This is a genomic window from Gibbsiella quercinecans (assembly GCF_002291425.1).
Taxonomy (GTDB): domain Bacteria; phylum Pseudomonadota; class Gammaproteobacteria; order Enterobacterales; family Enterobacteriaceae; genus Gibbsiella; species Gibbsiella quercinecans.
This window is the reverse complement of record NZ_CP014136.1, coordinates 496567-516920: the sequence shown is the minus strand read 5'-3', so window position 1 is coordinate 516920 and position 20354 is coordinate 496567. Positions and strand designations below refer to the sequence as shown.

The 20354-nt window shown below is 53.9% G+C and carries 13 protein-coding genes; 12 read left to right on the top strand and 1 reads right to left on the bottom strand.

Going from position 1 to position 20354, the window contains the following annotated elements:
- The first annotated feature begins 415 nt into the window (after positions 1 to 415).
- The 7 genes from ACN28Q_RS02420 (at position 416) to ACN28Q_RS02390 (ending at position 11387) form a co-directional block, all read left to right on the top strand.
- Positions 416 to 2851: a TonB-dependent siderophore receptor gene (locus tag ACN28Q_RS02420; protein ID WP_095844870.1), complete on the top strand. Its 2436-nt coding sequence runs from the start codon at positions 416 to 418 to the stop codon at positions 2849 to 2851.
- A gap of 12 nt (positions 2852 to 2863) precedes the next feature.
- Positions 2864 to 4579: an ABC transporter ATP-binding protein/permease gene (locus tag ACN28Q_RS02415; RefSeq protein ID WP_230469413.1), complete on the top strand. Its 1716-nt coding sequence runs from the start codon at positions 2864 to 2866 to the stop codon at positions 4577 to 4579.
- A 19-nt stretch (positions 4580 to 4598) separates the two neighbouring features.
- Positions 4599 to 5852 (top strand): thioredoxin family protein, encoded by a 1254-nt coding sequence (locus tag ACN28Q_RS02410; protein WP_095844869.1) that lies wholly within the window; start codon positions 4599 to 4601, stop codon positions 5850 to 5852.
- 2 nt (positions 5853 to 5854) lie between these two features.
- The gene (locus tag ACN28Q_RS02405; RefSeq protein ID WP_095844868.1) at positions 5855 to 7228 is read left to right on the top strand and encodes a TldD/PmbA family protein; all 1374 of its coding nucleotides are present in this window, start codon (positions 5855 to 5857) and stop codon (positions 7226 to 7228) included.
- Between the two features lie 17 nt (positions 7229 to 7245).
- On the top strand, positions 7246 to 8703 hold the full coding sequence (gene tldD / locus ACN28Q_RS02400) for a metalloprotease TldD (RefSeq protein WP_095844867.1): 1458 nt from the start codon (positions 7246 to 7248) through the stop codon (positions 8701 to 8703).
- 347 nt (positions 8704 to 9050) lie between these two features.
- Complete coding sequence (locus ACN28Q_RS02395) at positions 9051 to 10124, top strand: iron-containing alcohol dehydrogenase family protein (RefSeq protein ID WP_095844866.1); 1074 nt, start codon at positions 9051 to 9053, stop codon at positions 10122 to 10124.
- Positions 10125 to 10349: 225 nt separating this feature from the next.
- On the top strand, positions 10350 to 11387 hold the full coding sequence (locus tag ACN28Q_RS02390) for an isopenicillin N synthase family dioxygenase (protein WP_095844865.1): 1038 nt from the start codon (positions 10350 to 10352) through the stop codon (positions 11385 to 11387).
- Between the two features lie 98 nt (positions 11388 to 11485).
- On the opposite strand, the gene ACN28Q_RS02385 is transcribed toward ACN28Q_RS02390, so the two are convergent.
- Positions 11486 to 12931, bottom strand: a complete 1446-nt coding sequence (locus ACN28Q_RS02385; RefSeq protein ID WP_095844864.1) for an aminotransferase-like domain-containing protein — start codon at positions 12929 to 12931, stop codon at positions 11486 to 11488.
- Positions 12932 to 13442: 511 nt separating this feature from the next.
- Here ACN28Q_RS02385 and ACN28Q_RS02380 point away from each other — a divergent pair.
- From ACN28Q_RS02380 to garL, 5 genes are all read left to right on the top strand, one after another.
- The gene (locus ACN28Q_RS02380; protein ID WP_095844863.1) at positions 13443 to 14819 is read left to right on the top strand and encodes an MFS transporter; all 1377 of its coding nucleotides are present in this window, start codon (positions 13443 to 13445) and stop codon (positions 14817 to 14819) included.
- Between the two features lie 105 nt (positions 14820 to 14924).
- Positions 14925 to 16670, top strand: a complete 1746-nt coding sequence (gene araD, locus ACN28Q_RS02375; protein ID WP_095844862.1) for an L-arabinonate dehydratase — start codon at positions 14925 to 14927, stop codon at positions 16668 to 16670.
- A gap of 416 nt (positions 16671 to 17086) precedes the next feature.
- Positions 17087 to 18577: a CoA-acylating methylmalonate-semialdehyde dehydrogenase gene (locus ACN28Q_RS02370; RefSeq protein WP_095844861.1), complete on the top strand. Its 1491-nt coding sequence runs from the start codon at positions 17087 to 17089 to the stop codon at positions 18575 to 18577.
- A gap of 119 nt (positions 18578 to 18696) precedes the next feature.
- The gene (locus tag ACN28Q_RS02365; RefSeq protein ID WP_095844860.1) at positions 18697 to 19467 is read left to right on the top strand and encodes a hydroxypyruvate isomerase family protein; all 771 of its coding nucleotides are present in this window, start codon (positions 18697 to 18699) and stop codon (positions 19465 to 19467) included.
- A 105-nt stretch (positions 19468 to 19572) separates the two neighbouring features.
- On the top strand, positions 19573 to 20346 hold the full coding sequence (gene garL, locus ACN28Q_RS02360) for a 2-dehydro-3-deoxyglucarate aldolase (protein ID WP_095844859.1): 774 nt from the start codon (positions 19573 to 19575) through the stop codon (positions 20344 to 20346).
- Positions 20347 to 20354 lie beyond the last annotated feature (8 nt).

The window sequence follows — 20354 nt, the reverse complement described above, 5'->3', positions numbered from 1 at the left end:
TAAACGAGCCAATAATATTTATCTCTAGCTTATATCTATAGAATATAAGTATATTTTTTTCTTTACTAAGGCAACTTTTGTTATATGCGCAGCACAAGAAATGTGAGATTGCACAATAACGGATAGCCGAGTGAGCATTAAGCCATCAGTTTGCACTTGCGTGGTGCGCTATTGGCGTGATTTTCCCATCTACTGGGCAACATACTGGTAATGGAATGAGTAACGGCAACGAATATTAACGAAAAAAGACTAAATGAATTAAAGCATTAGATAGAGAAGTTCAATTTTCTGCAAAAAATATTCGCTATCCGGTGACACATTTGGCCCCCCGTTGCACATACACACTGAGAAAACTAACTGAGCCATAACAATATGGCGTCGCAAAACCTTTGCCTTTTCACCGGGAGCCGAATCAATGAGTAAAGCACTGCAGCGCGCATGGAAGAAACGTATTAGCCCAAGCCGGCTGGCGTTGGCGATCAATATCACCTTTGCCGTGGCAAACGGCGCTTTATTGCTGCCGCAGGCAGCCTACGCGGCGGCGGCGGCCGCGCCAATACACTTTTCGGTGCAGGCGGGTTCCCTGGAACAAGGGCTGTTAACCATTGCGCGCCAGAGCCAGCAGACCATTTCTTTCAATCCCACGCTGGTGGCGCCTTACCAGGCTAAACCCATTGATGGCAATTTCACGCTTGAACAGGCGATCGTGCACCAGTTGCAGGGCACACCGCTTTCCGTCACCACGACGGCTAACGGCACGCTGACCATCGATGCCGTTACCACGGCAATGCCGACGGCTGCCGCATCGGATTTGCAGGCGGCAAAGGACAGCGGGCAAACGCTGCCGACCATTACCGTTGTTGGCAGCGCGGATCAAAGCGAAGATGCCACGGTGTATAACCCGTCGACGTCCAGCACCGCTACCCGCACTAATTTATCCTTGCAAGAGACGGCGCAGTCGGTGCAGGTGGTGAGCCGCAAGCTGCTTGACGATCGTCAGGCTGTTTCGGTGGAAGATGCTTTGCGCAACACCGGTGGTGTGACGCTGCAGGATGGCAGCCGGGGTTCTAAATCAATATATATCCGCGGTTTTAACGTGACGGGCGGTTCGACCGACGGCGTCTCTAACCCCAACAGCACCGTGAACGGCAGCGCTACCGGCTATTCCAGTATCGACGGTATTGAGCGTGTAGAAGTGTTAAAAGGCCCGCAAGCGGTGCTGGCAGGCAACAGTTCGCCAGCCGGTTCGGTCAACGTGGTGCGTAAAGCGCCAACCGCCGATCCGCTGCACACCTATAAATTTGAGGTGTCAAAATATGGCGAAGTGAAAAACGCCATCGATCTGGGCGGCCCGCTGAACGACGACAAAACCTTCCTTTACCGTTTTAATGCTTCCACCATGCGGGCGGATAACAGTTTCCCTGATTTTAACGGTAAACGCGGTGAGTATGTCGCCCCTGTGCTGGCCTGGGTGACGGATAGCACCAATTTTAAAGTCGGGGCGGAGTTTAATACTGGCAGAACGTCCGGACCGGCGGCCACCTTGTACAGCAATGGCCGTATCCAACGCCTGCCTGAATATCGCCTGGGCGATAAGGACAACCATTTCTCCATTAATGCCAAGACTGTTTATTACGAACTGAACCAGGATTTGTTCGATGACTGGTCCTTTAACAGCAAGGCGACCTATCTTGACAACACCACAAACTATCGCCTGCATGAACTGTACGGAGCAAGCTCTGATGGCACATTAACCGCCCATGAACTGGGGAATAAGCAGGATTTGAACTCCATCAGCCTGCAAAATGATATCCGTGGTAAGTTTTCTATAGGGCCGATGACCCATAATATTCTGGTTGGTTACGACTTCCAGCGTGCGAAAACCACCAGTTGGGATTTACCTTCCGGCAGAATTTATACCACCGCTAATTATAACGATCCCGACAGCATCTCGTTCCCGGCGATCCCGGATCCCAGCTATAAATCCTATACCATGCTGCAGTATCAGAAGGGGCTGATCCTCCAGGATCAGATCGATTTCTGGGATCGGCTGCATTTCCAACTGTCCGTCAAACAGGCTAAATGGTCTTTGCGCACAACAACGACCAAAACGTCAGAGAAAAATGTCACCCAATGGGTGCCGAGCTATGGCGTCAGTTTCGATATCACGCCAGAAATCACGGCTTATGCCAACTTACTAAACAGTTTTGCGACCGTAGGGACGATAAATACCCTTACCGGCGAACAGTTGGATCCTTCAACCGGCAAGTCAAAGGAAGTCGGGCTTAAATTCAGTTTATTGGATGATAATCTGACCATCACCACTGCAGCGTTCCATATCGTGCAGAAAAACGTGGTCGTGACCGATATCACCGGTAATGCGGTTGGTGCGGAAGGGCGGGAGACCAAAGGCTTCGATTTTGATTTGAACGGCCGGATCTTGCCGGGCTGGGATATTACCGCCAGCTATACCTTTGCTCAGCCTAAGGATCCGGACAATTCCTCAGTTACCGGCGCGACATCCCAGGCAAGGGTTACCGCGCAGCCAAAACATTCCGGCAGTATCTGGACCACCTATGAACTGCAGGAAGGGCGGTTCCAGGGGCTGGGTGCGGGCATCGGCGTGCAGGCGGCCAGCGATACCTGGAACGGTTCGACCAATAATTACTTCAAGATGGGCGGTTGGGCGCAAACCGACGCCTCCGTTTTCTATCACCAGCCGAAGTACACGGTAACGTTGGGCGTGAACAATATCTTTGATCGCGATCTCTACTATTACTCAACCTCGGTGAATTATATCGGCGTTAAACCGGGCCGTACCGCGCGCTTATCCGTGACGTACTCGTTCTAATTTGTGGGAAATATGACGGAACAATCAATCGATAAAACGCTGCCCGGCGATGGCAAACGGCCGGGCATAGGGCAGCTCATTAGCCCTTTTTGGGCATCGTCGGAAAAGTGGCTGGCCTTATCGTTAATCGCCGTGGTTTTGGCCATTAACTCCAGCAGTACCTATGCCCATGTCGCCTTGAATAAGCTACATGGGCAGTTAACCGATGCTTTGGTGGCGCTTGACTGGCCGCTGATCAGCACCACCTTGCTGGAGACCCTGGCGATCGGCGTGGTCACGACGTTATTGCCGCTAATTAGCGTATTGGCCATTGATTATCTGACTCTGCGCTGGCGCACCTGGATGACCGCCCGCTATGTGGAGCGCTGGACCCAGCGCTCCGCGTATTACCAGTTGGAGCGGGATAATTTAATCAGCAACGGCGATCAGCGTATTGCGGAGGATATTAATCTTTTTACCGACGTCACCATTAACCTATCCACCAATATTATCCATGTGGTGGTAAATACCGTAACGTTCACCATTATCCTGTGGAGTCTGTCCGGTGCGTTATCTATTCCCCTGGGGAGTGAGACGCTATCGATCCCCGGTTATATGGTCTTTGCCGTCTATCTCTATTCATTTCTCCATCTTGCGCTGAGCCACTGGTTAGGCAAAGTGCTGATTGGCGTCAATATGAATAAACAAACGGTGGAAGCAGATTTCCGTTTCCTGGGTATGCAAGTGCGTGAAAACGCCGAGCAAATTGCCTTTTTCGGCGGCGGTGAACGCGAGGGGCAACGGTTGCTGTCTCGCTTCGATCGGGTGCGGGCCAATACCCTGTTGATGATGCGTAAAACCTTTAAGCTGAAATTTTTCCAAAGTATGTTCACCCAGGCCTTTTCGCCGCTGCCGACCCTGTTGGCGATGCCGTTATTGCTATCGGGGCAAATCACCCTCGGCGGCATGACCCAGATAACCCTGGCCTACGGCACTGTGCTCGGTACGCTGGCCTTTTTCCCTCAGGCTTATCAATCCTTCACCAACTGGATGGCCCTGGCCAACCGGCTGCGGGATATGCTGTGGGCGTTAAATAAGGCGCGCGATCAGCCTGCCGGCATCCGGCTGGAAAACCGCGGCGCGGCGCTACGCTGCCAGGATGTCACCTTGCAACGCCCAGACGGCGCGGTGCTTGCACGCCTGCCGGCATGGCAGGCCGCGGCAGGCGAACGCTGGGTGGTGCGCGGCCGTTCGGGCAGCGGCAAGAGCACGCTGCTGCGTGCCTGCGCCGGGCTATGGCCGTTTGGCGTGGGTGAGATCACCCGCCCCGCGGCGGCGCGCATGCTGTTTTTGCCGCAGAAAAGCTATATCCCGGTCGGCACGCTAAAAAGCGCGCTGGCGTATCCCGATGAGCCGGAAACCTTTACCGATCAGCAATACCGCCAGGCGCTGGTGGACTGTTGCCTGGCAGAGCGGGTTGATTCGCTGACCCAATTCGAACGTTGGCAGCAGGTATTGTCCGGCGGCGAACAGCAGCGGTTGGCGATGGCGCGGGTGCTGTTACACCGCCCGGATGTGATCTTCCTTGATGAAGCGACCAGCGCGTTGGATCCGGAAACGGAAAGCCAGCTCTACCAGGCACTGATCGAGCAACTTCCCAACAGCACCATTATCAGTGTGGCCCACCGCAAAGAGCTGGAGCACTTCCACCAGCATACGCTTACCTTGACGCCCGAACGGGGCAGTTAACACCGAGACAGGATCCCCCATGTTGAATAAACCAAACGAATTAACCGACGCCAGCCTGGACAGTTTCTTGGCCGACGCGAAATTGCCGGTGCTGGTCGATCTGTGGGCGCCGTGGTGCGTGCCCTGTCGCACGATGTCGCCGATTATCGACAAGCTGGCAAAAAACAGCGCGAGTAAGCTGCTGGTGGCCAAGATCGATGTGGAAAAATACCCGGCGGTTATGGCGCGTTTTGGCGTGCGCGGTATTCCTACGCTGCTGTTGTTCAAGGGAGAGGCGCAGCCGGAGCGGCAGGTAGGCGCGCTGTCCCAGGGGCAGCTTAACGCCTGGTTGGCCGGGCACCAGGTGGATGTGAGCGCGCAACCGACGGTGGCGCATACCGAAGCGCTGGCCTGGGCCAGTTTTTATGGCGACGAGGGGCTGCACGATTTCATCGCCCAGCGCGCCATTGGCCATGCGGCGGCGGGCGATATCAGCGTGGGGCTGGGCAGTTTCTGGATTGACGGCAAGGGCAGTACGTCGGCCTCGATGGTCCATCAGGCCGACAGCCAGATCTTTGAGCGCATCACCGGATTGCCCATCGCCGTTGGGCGGCTGCTCGATATCTGCGGTTATCTAACGGCGGAGCAAATGGCTGCGCTGTTTGCGGCGCTGCGCGCCGGTAAGGACTACCGGCTGGTGCCACTGCGCTTTATGCACTGGTGGTTGAGCGAGGGATCGGCGCCCTGGGCCAGCTATTTGCGCGATCCACAACTGGTGCAGTTGCTCGCACGCTGGCAGGCATTGTGCGCCGATCGGCTTGCGGGCCGTGAAACCGCGCCCAGCGCTTGGGAGGAGGTGGGTGAGCAGGCGGCGTTGTTACTACAGGGCTATCAACGGCCGGATCGCCAACTGGAACAGCTGTTCGCCACGCTGCTGCAGCTGCTGTCGCCGGTGCCCGTCACCAGCGAGGGCGATAAATGGAGCCATATCGCGATCAACATCCACTGGGCGCAGTTCCAACATCTGGAGATCCTCTCGGGGTGGAGTGATGAGGATCGGGCCACGCCGGGTAAACGCATGGGCTGGTTTAACGAAAAAGAGCGCCAATCGCCAGAGGGTAAGCTGAGCCAGGATGAGATCGCGGCGCTCAGGGCGGAGTGGGCGGCGGAAAATGCGGAATTCCTTGCTAAAGAAAACGCTTTCCATCAAAGCATCCCACAGCTTTTCCTGCCGGTGAAAGTGCGGATGCAGCAGGAACTCAACCGCTTGCTGGCCGAAGCGCCGGAGTTTTAACCATGACTGATGACCAGGAGGCCACCATGGCGAATACCTTTGCCCATAGCCAACGGCAACTGGCGGAACTGGCCGACAGTGTGATTGCGCAGGCGATCCAGGCCGGCGCCTCTGCCGCGCAGGTGATTTTTTCCGAAAGTAACGGCCTGTTGATTGAAATGCGCCAGGGCCGGCTGCGGGCGCGCACCCGTGATGCGCAGTCCGGCATGGCGCTGACGGTCTATCGCGGGCAGCATCAGGGCACCACCAGCACCACTGACTTTTCACCGGCGCGCCTGAGCGAAACCGTTCAGGCCGCCTGCCGGATTGCCGGCTATACCGGCGAGGATGCGTTTGCCGGGCTGCCGCCGGCGCAGTATCTGTGCCAGGCTCCGCGCGAACTGGATCTGTGGCACCCTTGGGCGGTGGACGAAACCGGCGCGCAGGCGCTGGCCCAACGTATAGAGAGCGGTATTGCGTCGGCGGGAGCCGGGGTGGTCAGCGACGGCGCCTGGGTGCGCAGCGGCCAATCCCAGTGGTTCTTGATGAACAGCCAGGGATTCGCCGAGGGCGGTCGGCAAACCAGCCACGTGATGAGCGCCAAGGCGTTGGCCAGAAAAGAGGGCCGCAGCCAACTGGATTTCTGGTATTCCCAATCGCATCTTGCGCCGTCACTGATGGCGCCGGAGACGATCGGCCAACGGGCCGGCAGCGGGGCGCTGGCCGCGCTCGACGTTGCACCGTTGACCGGCAGCCGCCGCTGCCCGGTGCTGTTCGATGCGCGCAGCGCCCTGTCGCTGCTTGAACACCTGGTGCAGGCAGCCGGCGGCGCGGCGCTGTATCGCAAAAACAGCTTCCTGGCCGAGCGCCTCGGCCAGCGTATTTTCAGCGAGCATATCAGCGTTGAGGAAGATCCGTTTGTCCCGCAGGGGTTAGCCAGCCGGGCATTCGACGGCGACGGCATCAGCGGGGTGGCGCGCAGGGTGGTGGATAACGGCAGCCTGCGCGGTTTCTTCCTGTCCGCCTATGCCGCGCGCCGCCTGGGGATGGAACCCACCGGCAACGGTTCCGGGCCGGGCAACCTGATCCTGCGCAGCAGCCGCACCCAGGCCAGCGATGATTTCTCCGCCATGGTGAAAAAACTCCATACCGGCCTGCTGGTGACCAGTTTCAGCGGCGGCGGAGCACGTTTGATTAACGGGGATTACTCCCGCAGCCTGCGTGGCTTTTGGGTAGAAGAGGGCGAAATTCGCCATGCGGTTGACGGTGTGACGGTAGCGGGCAACCTGGCGGATATATTCCTCAACATCGTTGCCGTCGGCGCCGATACCCTGACCCAGGGCGCGTTGACCAGCGGTTCCGTGTTAATCGATAGCCTGCAGGTGGCGGGGCGCTAAGCCAGAGGATTTTTATCATGAGTGAATCAGTAACAACATTGCATCTGGCGCAGGCGAAACAGCAACTGCTGGAGCCGCACGGCGTCAGCGATGCCGATTTACAGGCGGTGATGGATCAGGTGCTGGCGCACCGGGTGGACTATGCCGATCTGTTTGTTCAGAGCCTGCGCCGTGAAACCTGGGCGATGGAAAACGGCGTGGTGAAAGGCGGTTCCTTTAATGTCGATCAGGGCTTTGGCCTGCGGGCGGTGGAGGAAGACCAGACGGCATTCGCCTATTCCCAGCATATCGACCGGCAGCATCTGCTGGATGCCGCCCGCTCGGTCAAAACCATTGCTGCGCCGGGGAAACGCGCCCTGGTTGCATTGCCGGCCGATCGCGCGCAGCGGCTGAATTTCAACGCCGACGATCCATTGCTGGCCTGTGAGGCCGCGCAGAAAATCGCCCTGCTGGAGAAAATCAACCACATGGCGCGGGCGATTGACCCGCGGGTGGTGCAGGTGACGGCCAGTTTGGAGTTGACCCATTCGGTTAACTATATTCTGCGTCATGATCTCCATCAGGCGGCGGATATCCGGCCGATGTTGGTGTTGCGCATGAGCGTGGTGGTAGAACAACAGGGCGTACGTGAGACGGCCAGTACCGGCATCGGCGGGCGTGGCGATTTCACGCTGTTCGATGATGAGCATGTGCAGGCCGCGCTGCAGGCGATCGTCAATACCGCATTGCTCAATCTGACGGCGATCGCCGCGCCGTCCGGCAGCATGCCGGTGGTGATTGCCGCAGGTTGGCCCGGCATGCTGTTGCATGAGGCGATGGGGCACGGTTTTGAAGGCGACTTTAACCGGCTGGGCACCTCGGTGTATTCCGGGCGCATCGGCGAGCGGGTGGCGCAACCCGGTGTGAATATCGTTGACGACGGCACCGTAGCCGGGCAGCGCGGTTCATTGAACGTTGATGATGAAGGCCACCCGGCCCAGTGCACCACGCTGATCGAAGACGGTATCCTGAAAGGCTATATGCACGACAGCCTGAGCGCGCGCCTGATGAAGCTGCCGCCTACCGGTAATGGCCGCCGCCAGTCTTATGCGCATTTGCCGATGCCGCGCATGACCAATACCTTTATGCGCAACGGGCAATATGCGCCGGAGGAAATTATCGCCTCGGTGAAACGCGGCCTGTATCTGGCCGATTTGGGCAGCGGGCAGGTGGATATCGTCAGTGGTCAGTACAGCTTCCAGACCGCGCTGGCATATTTAATTGAAGACGGCAAAATCACCACGCCGGTTAAAGGCGCCACGCTGACCGGCAACGGCCCGGAAACCCTGAAGTTAATCAGCATGGTCGGCAACGATCTGGCGCTGGATCACGGTACTGCCGTGTGTGGCAAGGCCGGGCAAAGCGTGCCGGTGTGCGTGGGGCAGCCGACGCTGAAGGTGGACAATCTGGTGGTGGGGGGGACGCGGCAGGGCTGATCGGCTTAGGTGCCGCTTGCGGCACCCAACCGGCGAGGCCGAAAAACATCGCATCGCCATGAGCCGCTTATAGATATCGAATAACTGCGTTGATCCAGCACAATCCGTAAGCCTTTTATTTTCTATTGCTGAATTTAATCTATCTATATGCAAATTTGCAAAATTGAAATAGCCGTTCAGCCGTTGCTTATTTTTTCCTTTCTCGTAGCATGCTGGGAATAACACAGCTATTCGGTTAATGCCCCGCCATTGCAGCCTTTATTTTTACGATAAGATTTTGGATTATTCCCCACCGGGAAAGGGCTGTTTACGCCGGTTATTTATCATTAAATAAAACAGGTATACACGTGCTTACGATAAAGTCACCGAACATCTATTTGCAGCAGCCAGGCCTGGCTGCCCGCGTGGGGGAATACATTGCGCCGCACGCCAGCACCATCGCCATCCTTACCACGCCCCATGCCTGGCAGGCGGTAAACCCGCAGTTGGAGGCCAGCCTGCAGGCGCATCACATAAACTACCAGCTGAGTTTCTTTGAAGGGGAATGTAGCGACGCCGCAATTAGCCTGCATCAGGCGCGTGTGCAGCAGTTTGGCGCCGAGCTGGTACTGGGCATCGGCGGCGGGCGGGTGCTTGATTGCGCCAAAGCGGTCGCCAATGCGCTGGATGGCGTGGCGGCGGTGACGGTTCCTACGATTGCCGCCACCTGTGCCGCCTGGTCGCCGATGAGCATTATCTACCATCCGCAGGGTGGCCAGGATCGCCGCCTGATGTTAAACCATATGCCCCTGATGGTGCTGGTCGACAGCGAAGTGATCGCCCAGAGCAGCACGCGTTATCTGAAGGCCGGCATCGTCGATGCGCTGGCCAAGTGGTATGAGTATGTTCTTTACCAGCAAAAAGACAGCGATAGCCTGGCGCTGAGTCTTAAAGTGCAGGCGGCGAAAATGGCGCTGGATACCTTCGAACAATACGGTGCAGCGGCGGTGCGTGATAACCAGCGCCAGCAGGTGACCCCCGCATTGATCAAGGTGATTGACGCCAATATCGCGCTGGCGGGGCTGGCCAACAGTATGAGCGGTAAGGATCCGGTGCCCGGCGTGGCGCATGTGATCCACAACCGGCTGACCTATCAACCCGAAGTGCATGCGTTGCTGCATGGCGAAATAGTCGGCTTTTGCTTACTGGTGCAGTCTTTGCTGGCAAACGGCGACGGGCAGCCGGATCAAAAGCTGCTGTCTTTGCTGCGCCAGTATGATGCGCCGCTCACGCTGGCGCCATTGGCGGGCGATCGTGCGGCGGCCTTTGCCGCTATTGCGCGCGAAGCGAAGTTCTCCGCGGATATCGCCGCCCGTTTGCCTTTTTCGCTCGCCCCAGCGGCGATTGAGCAGGCGTTGCTGGCCACGGATCGCTTGTTTTAGCGCGTCATTCTGCCGGTGGCATTGTCCGGCTGCCGCAATTGCGCGGCGCACGATAGCCATTATCTGAATGAGCTTTTCCATTATTGGCATTTCTGGGGCGTTCGAACGGGACTACTATCTGCCCAAGGCCTTTATCGCGAGAACTTGCCATGAAACATTATCGTTGCTGTAGCGAGTCTGAATTTGATCTGAGTAATTTCTATTGGGCAAATCATGGAGTCTGCTATGAGCAATATTACCGCCTTGCCGATACTCGATCTGTCGCAGCTTGACGGCGGGCCTGAAGCACGAGCGAACTTCCTGGCAAAGCTAAACCGGGCCGCGCGCGACGTTGGTTTTTTCTATTTGGTTCATCATGGCGTCAGCCGTGAACTGCAACAGCGCGTGCAGCAGTTGGCGCAAGCGTTTTTTGCCCTGCCGGATGAAGAAAAACGGCGTGTCGCCATGATCCACTCCCCCCATTTTCGTGGTTATAACCGGGCCGGCGCCGAATTGACGCGCAGCCAGCCGGACTGGCGTGAACAGTTCGACATCGGCGCAGAGCGCCCGGCATTGCCACCGTTGGCCGGCGCCCCCAGTTGGCGGCGTTTGCAAGGGCCAAACCTTTGGCCGGCGGCGCTTCCCGAACTGAAAACGGTACTTTTGCAATGGCAGCAAGCGATGACGCGCATGTCGCTGCGCCTGCTGCGGGCATTTGCTGAAGCATTGGAGCTGCCGGTCAACGCCTTTGATGTGTTGTACGGTGAAAAGCCCAATGAGCATATCAAGCTGATCCGTTATCCCGGCCAGCAAAATAACGGCAGCCGACAAGGGGTTGGGGCGCATAAGGATTCCGGCTTTTTAAGCTTCTTATTGCAGGACAATCAGCAGGGTTTGCAGGTGGAGGTCGCTCCGGGCGATTGGATCGACGCATTGCCGTTGGCGGAGTCGTTTGTCGTTAATATTGGCGAGCTGTTGGAACTGGCGACCAATGGCTACCTGCGGGCGACCGTGCACCGCGTGGTTTCGCCGCCGGCAGGGCGCGAGCGGCTATCGATTGCCTTCTTTCTTGGCGCGCAACTGGATGCCGTGGTGCCCATCTATCAATTGCCCTCCCACCTTGCCGCGCAGGCGCTGGGGCCGACCAGCGATCCGCAAAACCCGTTGCTGCGCGATGTGGGCTGGAATTATCTCAAAGGGCGGTTACGCTCCCACCCCGACGTCGCCGCGCGCCACTACGGCGATGTGTTGCAGGCCAACGCCACGACGGCTATTCAAGAATAGGCCATCTTTTCATTAGCCGATATGTCGCCTTCGTTTGGGCCAAGCTGCCGCCGCCATGAGTAAAACCGGCGTTTTGCCCCAACCCGCCGAAACGCCGATTAATTATTGCCGTTGCAAATTCTAATGCAATCTTCACTTTTCAAAAAAGAGATAAGTATATTTTTATGCGTAAGTGAATACGCAACATTAAAGCGTATCCATGGGCTTCTCATATGTTGCGGATGAAAAAGATAGCCGGGGGCAAATATTAATCCGTCTTTTTTGGCGCGTTCGGCTAATGTCTGCGCATCCATTTTTGAGCCTCTGGGTTTTGCATAGATATAAAAGCCATTTTTAGGTTGAATAAATAACTCCCAACCTAATTCTTGCAAAAAACGGCCCACTTCGGCTTGCGCTAATGCCAATTTTGCGCGTAATTTCTCCAGCGACTTATGATAGTGGCCCTCTTTCAGTAGGCTTAATACGATTCGTTCAACAAATTCGGAGGAGGTCAGGCCACTCATCATTTTGTACTGTGTCAACCGGTTGATTGTTGGCACATCGGCGACAACATAACCGACGCGCAGGCTGGGCGATAGCGTTTTTGAGTAACTGCTGATATGTATCACGCGCTCAAGCCCGCCGAGTGAGGCCAGCGTGACGCTATTTGGCGGCATGAGATCGCCGGATACATGGTCTTCGACGATTTTTATGCCCTGTTGCTCGGCGATCATCAAAACCTGATAAGCGACGTTAAGGCTCATACAGGTACCGGTGGGGTTATGCAACCAGGGGTTGGTAAAATAAAGTTTTGGCCGGTGTTTTTTTATCAGCTTTTCCATCACTGAAATATCGGGCCCCTGATCTGTCCAGGGTATTCCAATAGCGCGTACGCCTTTCATCAGCAATGACGTCAGGAAGTTACAGTATCCTGGCTCATCAACCAGCACGGTATCCCCGCTTTCTAAAAAAGCCGCGGAAATGATATCCAGCGCGCGGCTTGCTCCCTGCGTCAGCAGAATATTATCCGGCGCGGCATAAAGTGAGCGATCGGATAAATAGCCACTTAAATATTCTCTTAGTGGGGAAAAACCTTGGGGCTCGCCATAACCATTGGCAGAGATATTTTGCCGAGCAACGGCGCGTAATGCCCGTGATAAATCATTATTGGGATACCAGTCTGAAGGTAACCAACCGCAACCAAAATGACTATAGCTGGTATGTGAATAATATACGTTTGTTAATAACCAATAGTCATCAATAGGGAAGTCGACGGCCTTTTGGTTTTTCTGTTGGTCATTGACATAATTCATTGGCTTGTCAATAACGAAAAAACCCGAGCCAGGAATCGATTTTATCAGGCCCTCGGCAATTAATTGGTCGTAAACAATGACAACCGTTGAAGCGCTGACCTGACACATTTGCGCACAGCGCCGGATGGAAGGCAGTTTCCCACCGGGAGGAAAATGTTTGGAACGTATCGCGAGCTGAAATGCCTGCATAAGCTGTTCTACGAGCGTAACTGAAGATTGCTTATCAATAGATAACGTTAAAAAATTGTTCATGATTAACCTGTGTTATCAACTGCAGAAGGCGGGTTACAATGATAAAAGCGTTGTCTTGGCGCTGCCGGTATCTTCGTCCAATGTGATACAAATCCCAAATTTTTAAAAAAATCCTAATACCAGTATACAGACAGGTGTAATCAGCCAACCCGGTAATAATTGTTTTTGTGATGGCGATCACTATCTTAATTTTCTCATTTAATGCTGTTTATTTGTTTTTTGTGATCCTGAATCGGAATGAATAAATAACCAACAGACTTAACCTTATGAATGCAATGGCTTATTGCATTGAAGGAAACTGTATGGGTAAAAATTACAATACTGTTTATCTGATTATTTTTAGAATTGTACGTATACATAAATCGCTTAGTGTTTAAGATGCCAATTAAAGGTGCGGTTGAGGTAAGTAAAATAATTAACACCGCCTGATGGTAGCCGTTTACCTGACAATTTTTAATCGCAGATTTATAAAAATAAATAATGTTGTTTAATCCGATTCTGGAGTGAAATTATGACTGATATCACAGAACAGATAAAATTAAAGAAAACCGGGTTTATCCGTTATCTTGTCGTGTTTATGTTATTCATCGTGACTGCGGTTAACTATGGCGATCGTGCGGTACTTTCTATTGCCGGTGTGCCAATGTCTGAAGAACTTGGCATCAGTTCGGTCAGCCTGGGGTATATTTTTTCTGCCTTTGCCTGGGCTTACGTCCTGGGGCAAATCCCAGGGGGGCGGCTGCTTGATAGGTTCGGCTCGCGGCGGGTTTACTTCTGGAGTATTTTTCTTTGGTCGCTGTTCACTATGCTGCAAGCCGGCGTCTTTCTGCTTCATGGGGTAACGCTATTCGGCACCGTTTCCCTTGCGGTGGCCGTGTTGTTCTTGCTGCGGTTTATCGTCGGGTTAGCCGAGTGCCCGGCATTCCCCGGTAATAGCCGCGTGGTGTCGGCATGGTTCCCGTTAAAAGAACGGGGAACTGCCTCGGCCGTTTTCAATTCGGCGCAATATTTCGCCACAGCGATTTTTGCGCCGATAATGGGGTGGTTTACCCACAACTATGGCTGGCACAGCGCCTTCATCTTTATGGGCCTCATCGGTATTATCATTAGTTTCATCTGGTTAAGAATCATTTACCCACCTTCCCAGCACCCCTGGGTATCAAAAGATGAACTGGCGTATATAGAACAAGGCGGTGCTTTAGTTAATCTCGATGCATCGTTGGGGAAAACAGAACCACAGGCCGCCGCTTTCGTTGAAAAAGAAACGGAGAAAAAAATCACGGTTAAGATGCTGTTGTCACAGCGCCTGTTGGTCGGGGTTTATTTAGGGCAATATTGTATTTCGACGCTGACCTGGTTTTTTATTTCCTGGTTCCCGGTCTATCTCATCAAAGAGCGGCATATGACGATATTGGGCGCAGGTTTTGCTGCATCACTGCCGGCGCTGTGCGGTTTTGCCGGTGGGATCCTGGGCGGGATTGTGTCTGATTTTCTGATAAAGAAAGGGTGTTCACTCTCATTGGCACGTAAGACACCTATTATCTTAGGCATGCTGTGTTCGATGTCGATGCTGATCTGCAATTATGTCGATTCAATCAGCTTGGCTATATTCTTTATGTCGCTTGCTTTCTTTGGCAAAGGGTTTGGCGCGCTGGGTTGGGCCGTGGTGGCGGACACCTCACCAAAAGAAGCGATCGGGCTAAGCGGCGGCTTGTTCAATACGATTGGCAATATCGCCGGCATTGTTACACCGATCATTATTGGCTATATCGTTGCTGCTACCGGTTCTTTCCATGGTGCGTTGATGTATGTGTCGTTCTTTGCTGCATTGACTATCTTCTGTTATGTCTTCCTGGTCGGTGAAATTAAACGCGTCGAATTTTCCTAAAAACAATAGCGGTAATGATGTGATCGTAAGGTTATTCAAGAGCAAATCGTGGTTCAAATAAATAATACGGTTTGATGTAAATGATACAAAGTCAGTGAGGAGCCTATGTCAACTAATAAAAAAGTGAGTCCTGAATCTTTACGCAGTTATCGTTGGTATGGCGCACCCGTGTTTCGTTCATTGGGGCACCGTGCCAGAATGGCTCAACAGGGGTATGCCAGAGAAGACTATATGGGCAAGCCGGTTATCGGCTTAATTAACACCTGGAGTGAAATCAATCCTTGCCATACGCATTTTAAAGATCGGGCAGAACAAATAAAGCGTGGCATTTTCCAGGCCGGTGGTTTTCCGATTGAATTGCCGGCAATGTCGTTGGGCGAGCCCTATGTTCGCCCGGCAGCGATGCTGTATCGTAATCTGCTGGCGATTGAAACGGAGGAATTACTGCGCTCGCACCCGATTGATGGCGTAGTGCTGATGGGCGGATGCGATAAAACGACCCCTGGGCTTATCATGGGGGCAATTTCGATGAATATACCGGCGATTTATTTCCCGGCGGGCCCGTCTTTACGTGGGGATAATAAAGGGAAAACGCTGGGTTCCGGCACCGATCTGTTTGCCTCCTGGTATAAGTACAAAGCCGGTGAATATACCGAACAGCAACTGGAAGAAGTGGAGAATGGTATCTCGCGCTCGGCCGGTACCTGTATGACCATGGGCACGGCGCCGACCATGATGAGTATGGCCGACGCCATGGGGTTTTGTTTGCCGGGGGCATCGTCGATTGTCGCACCGGATTCCCGGCATGCGATCATGGCGGAAAGAACCGGGCGCCGCATCGTTGAAATGGTATGGGACGATTTAAAACCGTCGGACTTTTTAAGCGCGGCCTCGTTTGATAATGCTATCGCGACCGCGTTGGCATTAGGCGGTTCAACGAACTCCGTCGTGCATGTTATCGCCATGGCCCGGCGCGCTGGCGTACCGTTAACCGTGGAACGCTTTGATGAAATTGCGCAAAAGGTGCCGCATTTAGCCAACATCCGCCCTGCAGGGAAATATCTGATGGAGGATTTCTACTATGCCGGCGGCTTAAAAGCGTTGTTGGCAAGAATGGGGGATTTGATTGATGGTTCCGCGCTCACCGTGACGGGAAAAACAATAGGCGAAAACATCCAGGGGGCTGAAGTTTATAACGACGACGTGATACTGCCGCTGGAGCAGCCGCTTGGGGAATTGGGCAGCCTGGTCATTTTGCGCGGCAATCTGGCGCCCAACAGTGCGGTACTGAAAATTCATGCGGCGGATCCAGGGTTGCGGGAGCATATCGGCAAAGCCGTGGTGTTTGAAAACGTGACGGATCTGCAAAGCCGCATCGATGACCCGGCGCTCGAAGTGGATAAGGATTCGGTGCTGGTGCTGAAAAACGCCGGCCCGTTGGGCGCGCCAGGGTTCCCTGAATGGGGGCAAATTCCCATTCCGAAGAAATTACTTGAGCAGGGCGTCCGGGATATGGTGCGCATTTCTGATTCAAGAATGAGTGGAACCAGCTTTGGCTCCTGCGTGGTGCATATTGCGCCGGAATCTTTTATTGGCGGGCCGCTGGCCTTTGTCAATAATGGTGACCTTATCGAATTAAGCGTTTCGAAGCGGCAGCTTAATTTACTGATATCAGAACCGGAAATGGAACGCCGCCGGGCGGCATGGGTAAAACCCGCACCTTATTATCCACGGGGATATGGGAAAATGTTCACTGAACATGTTAGCCAGGCGGACGATGGCTGTGATTTCGATTATCTGGAAACCGTTGCCGGCGAGCAGGGCAAAATCCCAGAGCCGCCAATACAATAAAGTCCAGCAGGAATTCGGTATTTGTAATAAGCCGTGAGGATACGCTTGTTTATTATTTTAGTTATGGGTGTACGCCGGTTGCTGGCGTACACCTACTCTCCGTCTGAACGTTATTGGCGGTAATTTGATGAAGGAGATTGCTATGTGATAACCAATTTCGCGAATAAAACGATAGCGGATGAATGCTCTATGTTCTTATTTAAGTGAGGAAGTGGGTTTTTACCAGAACGCAATGTGTCAATATTCTTCAACGGTTCCTATTAAAGGATGTTGATTAACTGCAGCCTTGTGCTGGTGGATATGAAGATCGTTCTGTTTAAACCTGAGATCGTTAAACCATTGTGATTTGAAACGCATAATATTGATATGTCTCGATAGGCTGCGGTTATATTGCTGACTTGCGTAGGAGATGACTTATGAAGAAAATCCAACACTTTATTCAAGGGAAATACGCCGCCGGTTCTTCCCAACAAACGAAACCGGTTTATAACCCGGCGCTGGGTACACAAAGTGGCGAAGTGATCCTGGCGGATCAAGGGGACATTGATGCCGCGGTCGCCGCCGCTAAAGCCGCATTCCCGGCTTGGGCGAATACCACGCCGCTGCGTCGTGCGCGGATTATGTTCCGTTTTAAGGAATTGCTGGAAAAAAACGCGGCTAAAATCGCCGAAATTATCTCCCAGGAACATGGCAAGACGGTATCGGATGCCAAAGGCGAACTGACCCGGGGTATTGAAGTGGTGGAATTCGCCTGCGGTATCCCTCAGGTGCTGAAGGGCGAATATTCGGCGCAGGCCGGCACCGGCGTTAATAGCCATAGCTTGCGTCAACCTTTGGGGGTTGTGGCGGGGATCACGCCGTTTAATTTTCCAGCCATGGTGCCGTTGTGGATGATCCCGATGGCGCTGGCGTGTGGCAATACCTTTATTTTGAAGCCTTCGGAGCGGGATCCAACCACTGCATTGTTATTGGCGGAGCTGCTTAAAGAGGCCGGGTTGCCGGATGGTGTCTTTAACGTGCTGCAAGGGGACAAGGTTGCGGTGGACGGCTTGCTTTTCCACCCGGACGTGGCGGCCATCAGTTTCGTTGGCTCTACGCCGATTGCGCGTTACATCTACGAACAAGGATGCGCCCATGGCAAACGCGTTCAGGCGTTGGGTGGGGCAAAAAACCATATGTTGATCATGCCGGATGCCGATCTGGATGTGACCGTTGAAGCGTTAATTGGCGCGGCCTATGGCTCGGCGGGCGAGCGTTGCATGGCCATTTCGGTCGCGGTTGCCGTTGGGGACGATGTCGCCGACCGGTTGAGCCAAAAGCTGCAAGCACGCATTGCTACGCTGCAGGTGGGCGTCGGCAGCGACGATCAGGCGGAAATGGGGCCGTTAGTTTCTGCTGAACATCAGGAAAAGGTGAAAGGTTACATCACCGCGGGTGTTGAGGAAGGCGCAACGTTGCTGGTGGACGGCAGGGATTTCACGCTTTCAGGCTATGAAAAGGGGTTCTTTGTCGGGCCGACCCTGTTTGACCAGGTTAGCACCTCAATGCGGATTTATAAGGAAGAAATTTTTGGGCCGGTTCTGGCTATCGTGCGGGTGGATAGCTTTGATGAAGGGCTGCGCCTGATTAACGAGCATGAGTTCGGCAATGGCGCGAGTATTTTTACCGATTCCGGCCGGGCCGCCGATGAGTTTGAACACCGTGTGCAGGCGGGGATGGTCGGTATTAATATTCCAATTCCAGTTCCCATGGCGTTTCATAGTTTCGGCGGTTGGAAGGCCTCGCTCTTTGGCGATCATCATATGCACGGGCCGGAAGGCGTTCGGTTTTACACCCGGCTCAAGACGGTGACCTCCCGTTGGCCCAAAGAGCATACCAAAGCCGAATTTAATATGCCGACCCTGTAAATATTCAGCAGCCCGGTGCCACCGGGCGTACTGAAAATAACCGGGAATGTGCAGGGTATGGGCGCCGCTTGCAAGGCGCATACGCAAACCATCAACCTTTGGGTTAAGGCGGAGGGGGAATGTTCTATCCGAATATTGGGTTTTTATTTACTGAATATCCGTTGGCGCAGCGGTTCGCGGCGGCGAAGCAATGTGGGTTCGATATTGTTGAATGCCCTAATCCGTATAGCATTCCCCTTGATGAACTCACGCTTTTGCTAAAGAACAGCCGGGTTTCCATCGCCAGCATGAATACGCCGAGCGGTGATCCGGCCCAGGGGGAGTTTGGTTTTGCCGGTGTTCCCGGTAAAGAGGCGGTTTTTTTGGCGCATTGGCAAATGGCATTGGCCTATGCAACGGCGTTGGGGGTGAAAAAGATCCATGTCACCGCTGGTATTGTCGAACCGCAGCAACGGCAGGCGGCGTTGGCCACGCTGGTTAAAAACCTGCGTGCGATCGCACAACAAGCCGCTGCCGCCGATATTATTTTGTTGCTTGAGCCGATTAACCAACGCGATATGCCCGGTTACCTGGTTTCTCACAGCGATCGGGTTGCACAGCTGATCGGTGAAATTGGGGCGGACAATATCAAGCTGCTGTTCGACGTTTATCATATCCAAATTATGGAAGGGGATTTGATTAACCGGATCGAACGTTATGCCGAGATTATCGGGCATGTTCAAATTGCCGGCATTCCCGCCCGGAATGAGCCGGATGAAGGGGAAGTTAACTTTCGGGCCGTCATCTCGGCATTCAAGCGGATAGGGTTCCGCGATCCTATCGCGCTGGAGTATCGCCCCAGAGGCAAGACCGAGGAGGGACTCAATACATTGAAAACGTTGGCAGTATAACTCTAAATAATTTGAGTATAACGCTTATCCCACGTTGGCATGGTTTCTCTTTGAGTAACAAATGGCCAGCGCCCAACCCCTGATGTTTGCGCAAGGTGAAAAGAAATGAATACGTGTATAAATGAATTCAGAAAAAATGTGCTTTCGCAGAAAAACCAAATTGGCTGCTGGTCTTCGCTGGGCAGCCCGATCACCACAGAAATTTTGGGATATGCCGGTTTTGACTGGCTGTTGCTTGATGGGGAGCACGCCTGTAATGATATTATGACCTTTATTCCGCAATTAATGGCGCTAAAAGATAGCCGCAGCGCGCCCGTCGTCCGGCCGGAATGGAATGATGTTATCGTTATCAAACGGCTGCTGGATATTGGTTTTTCTAATTTTCTCATCCCGTTTATCGACACTGAGGCTGACGCCATTAAGGCCGTTACTGCAACGCGCTATCCGCCTCAAGGTATTCGCGGGATTTCGCTGGCGCAAAGAAATAATAAATACGGCACCGTGCCTGACTATTTTGCCAATATTAACGACAATATTTGCATCATGGCGCAAATTGAAAGCCAGACCGGCATCGATAATGCGGAAAAAATCGCGGCTGTTGATGGGATCGACGTGCTGTTCGTTGGGCCGAGCGATCTCTCGGCCAATTTGGGCTATTTTTCGGATTTACACCATCCTGAAATGCAAAAAGCTATCCAACATGTTTTTGATGTCGCCAGGGCTCATCATAAAGCGGCGGGGATCCTTGCGCCCGTCGAGGCGGATGCCCAACGTTATTTGGCGATGGGGGCAACCTGCGTTGCGGTGGGCAGCGATTTAGGTTTATTCCGTGCGGCGACTAAAAAGCTGGCTGACGGATTTATCACGAAAGAATCCTGATTCCCTGG

What these genes read in the sequence shown, in the direction of transcription:
- ACN28Q_RS02410 (WP_095844869.1), top strand. Translation starts at nt 4,599, where the DNA reads ATGTTGAATAAACCAAACGAATTAACCGACGCCAGCCTGGACAGTTTC.
- ACN28Q_RS02380 (WP_095844863.1), top strand. Translation starts at nt 13,443, where the DNA reads ATGACTGATATCACAGAACAGATAAAATTAAAGAAAACCGGGTTTATC.
- araD (WP_095844862.1), top strand. Translation starts at nt 14,925, where the DNA reads ATGTCAACTAATAAAAAAGTGAGTCCTGAATCTTTACGCAGTTATCGT.
- ACN28Q_RS02415 (WP_230469413.1), top strand. Translation starts at nt 2,864, where the DNA reads ATGACGGAACAATCAATCGATAAAACGCTGCCCGGCGATGGCAAACGG.
- ACN28Q_RS02420 (WP_095844870.1), top strand. Translation starts at nt 416, where the DNA reads ATGAGTAAAGCACTGCAGCGCGCATGGAAGAAACGTATTAGCCCAAGC.
- garL (WP_095844859.1), top strand. Translation starts at nt 19,573, where the DNA reads ATGAATACGTGTATAAATGAATTCAGAAAAAATGTGCTTTCGCAGAAA.
- tldD (WP_095844867.1), top strand. Translation starts at nt 7,246, where the DNA reads ATGAGTGAATCAGTAACAACATTGCATCTGGCGCAGGCGAAACAGCAA.
- ACN28Q_RS02405 (WP_095844868.1), top strand. Translation starts at nt 5,855, where the DNA reads ATGACTGATGACCAGGAGGCCACCATGGCGAATACCTTTGCCCATAGC.
- ACN28Q_RS02390 (WP_095844865.1), top strand. Translation starts at nt 10,350, where the DNA reads ATGAGCAATATTACCGCCTTGCCGATACTCGATCTGTCGCAGCTTGAC.
- ACN28Q_RS02365 (WP_095844860.1), top strand. Translation starts at nt 18,697, where the DNA reads ATGTTCTATCCGAATATTGGGTTTTTATTTACTGAATATCCGTTGGCG.
- ACN28Q_RS02385 (WP_095844864.1), bottom strand. Translation starts at nt 12,931, where the DNA reads ATGAACAATTTTTTAACGTTATCTATTGATAAGCAATCTTCAGTTACG.
- ACN28Q_RS02370 (WP_095844861.1), top strand. Translation starts at nt 17,087, where the DNA reads ATGAAGAAAATCCAACACTTTATTCAAGGGAAATACGCCGCCGGTTCT.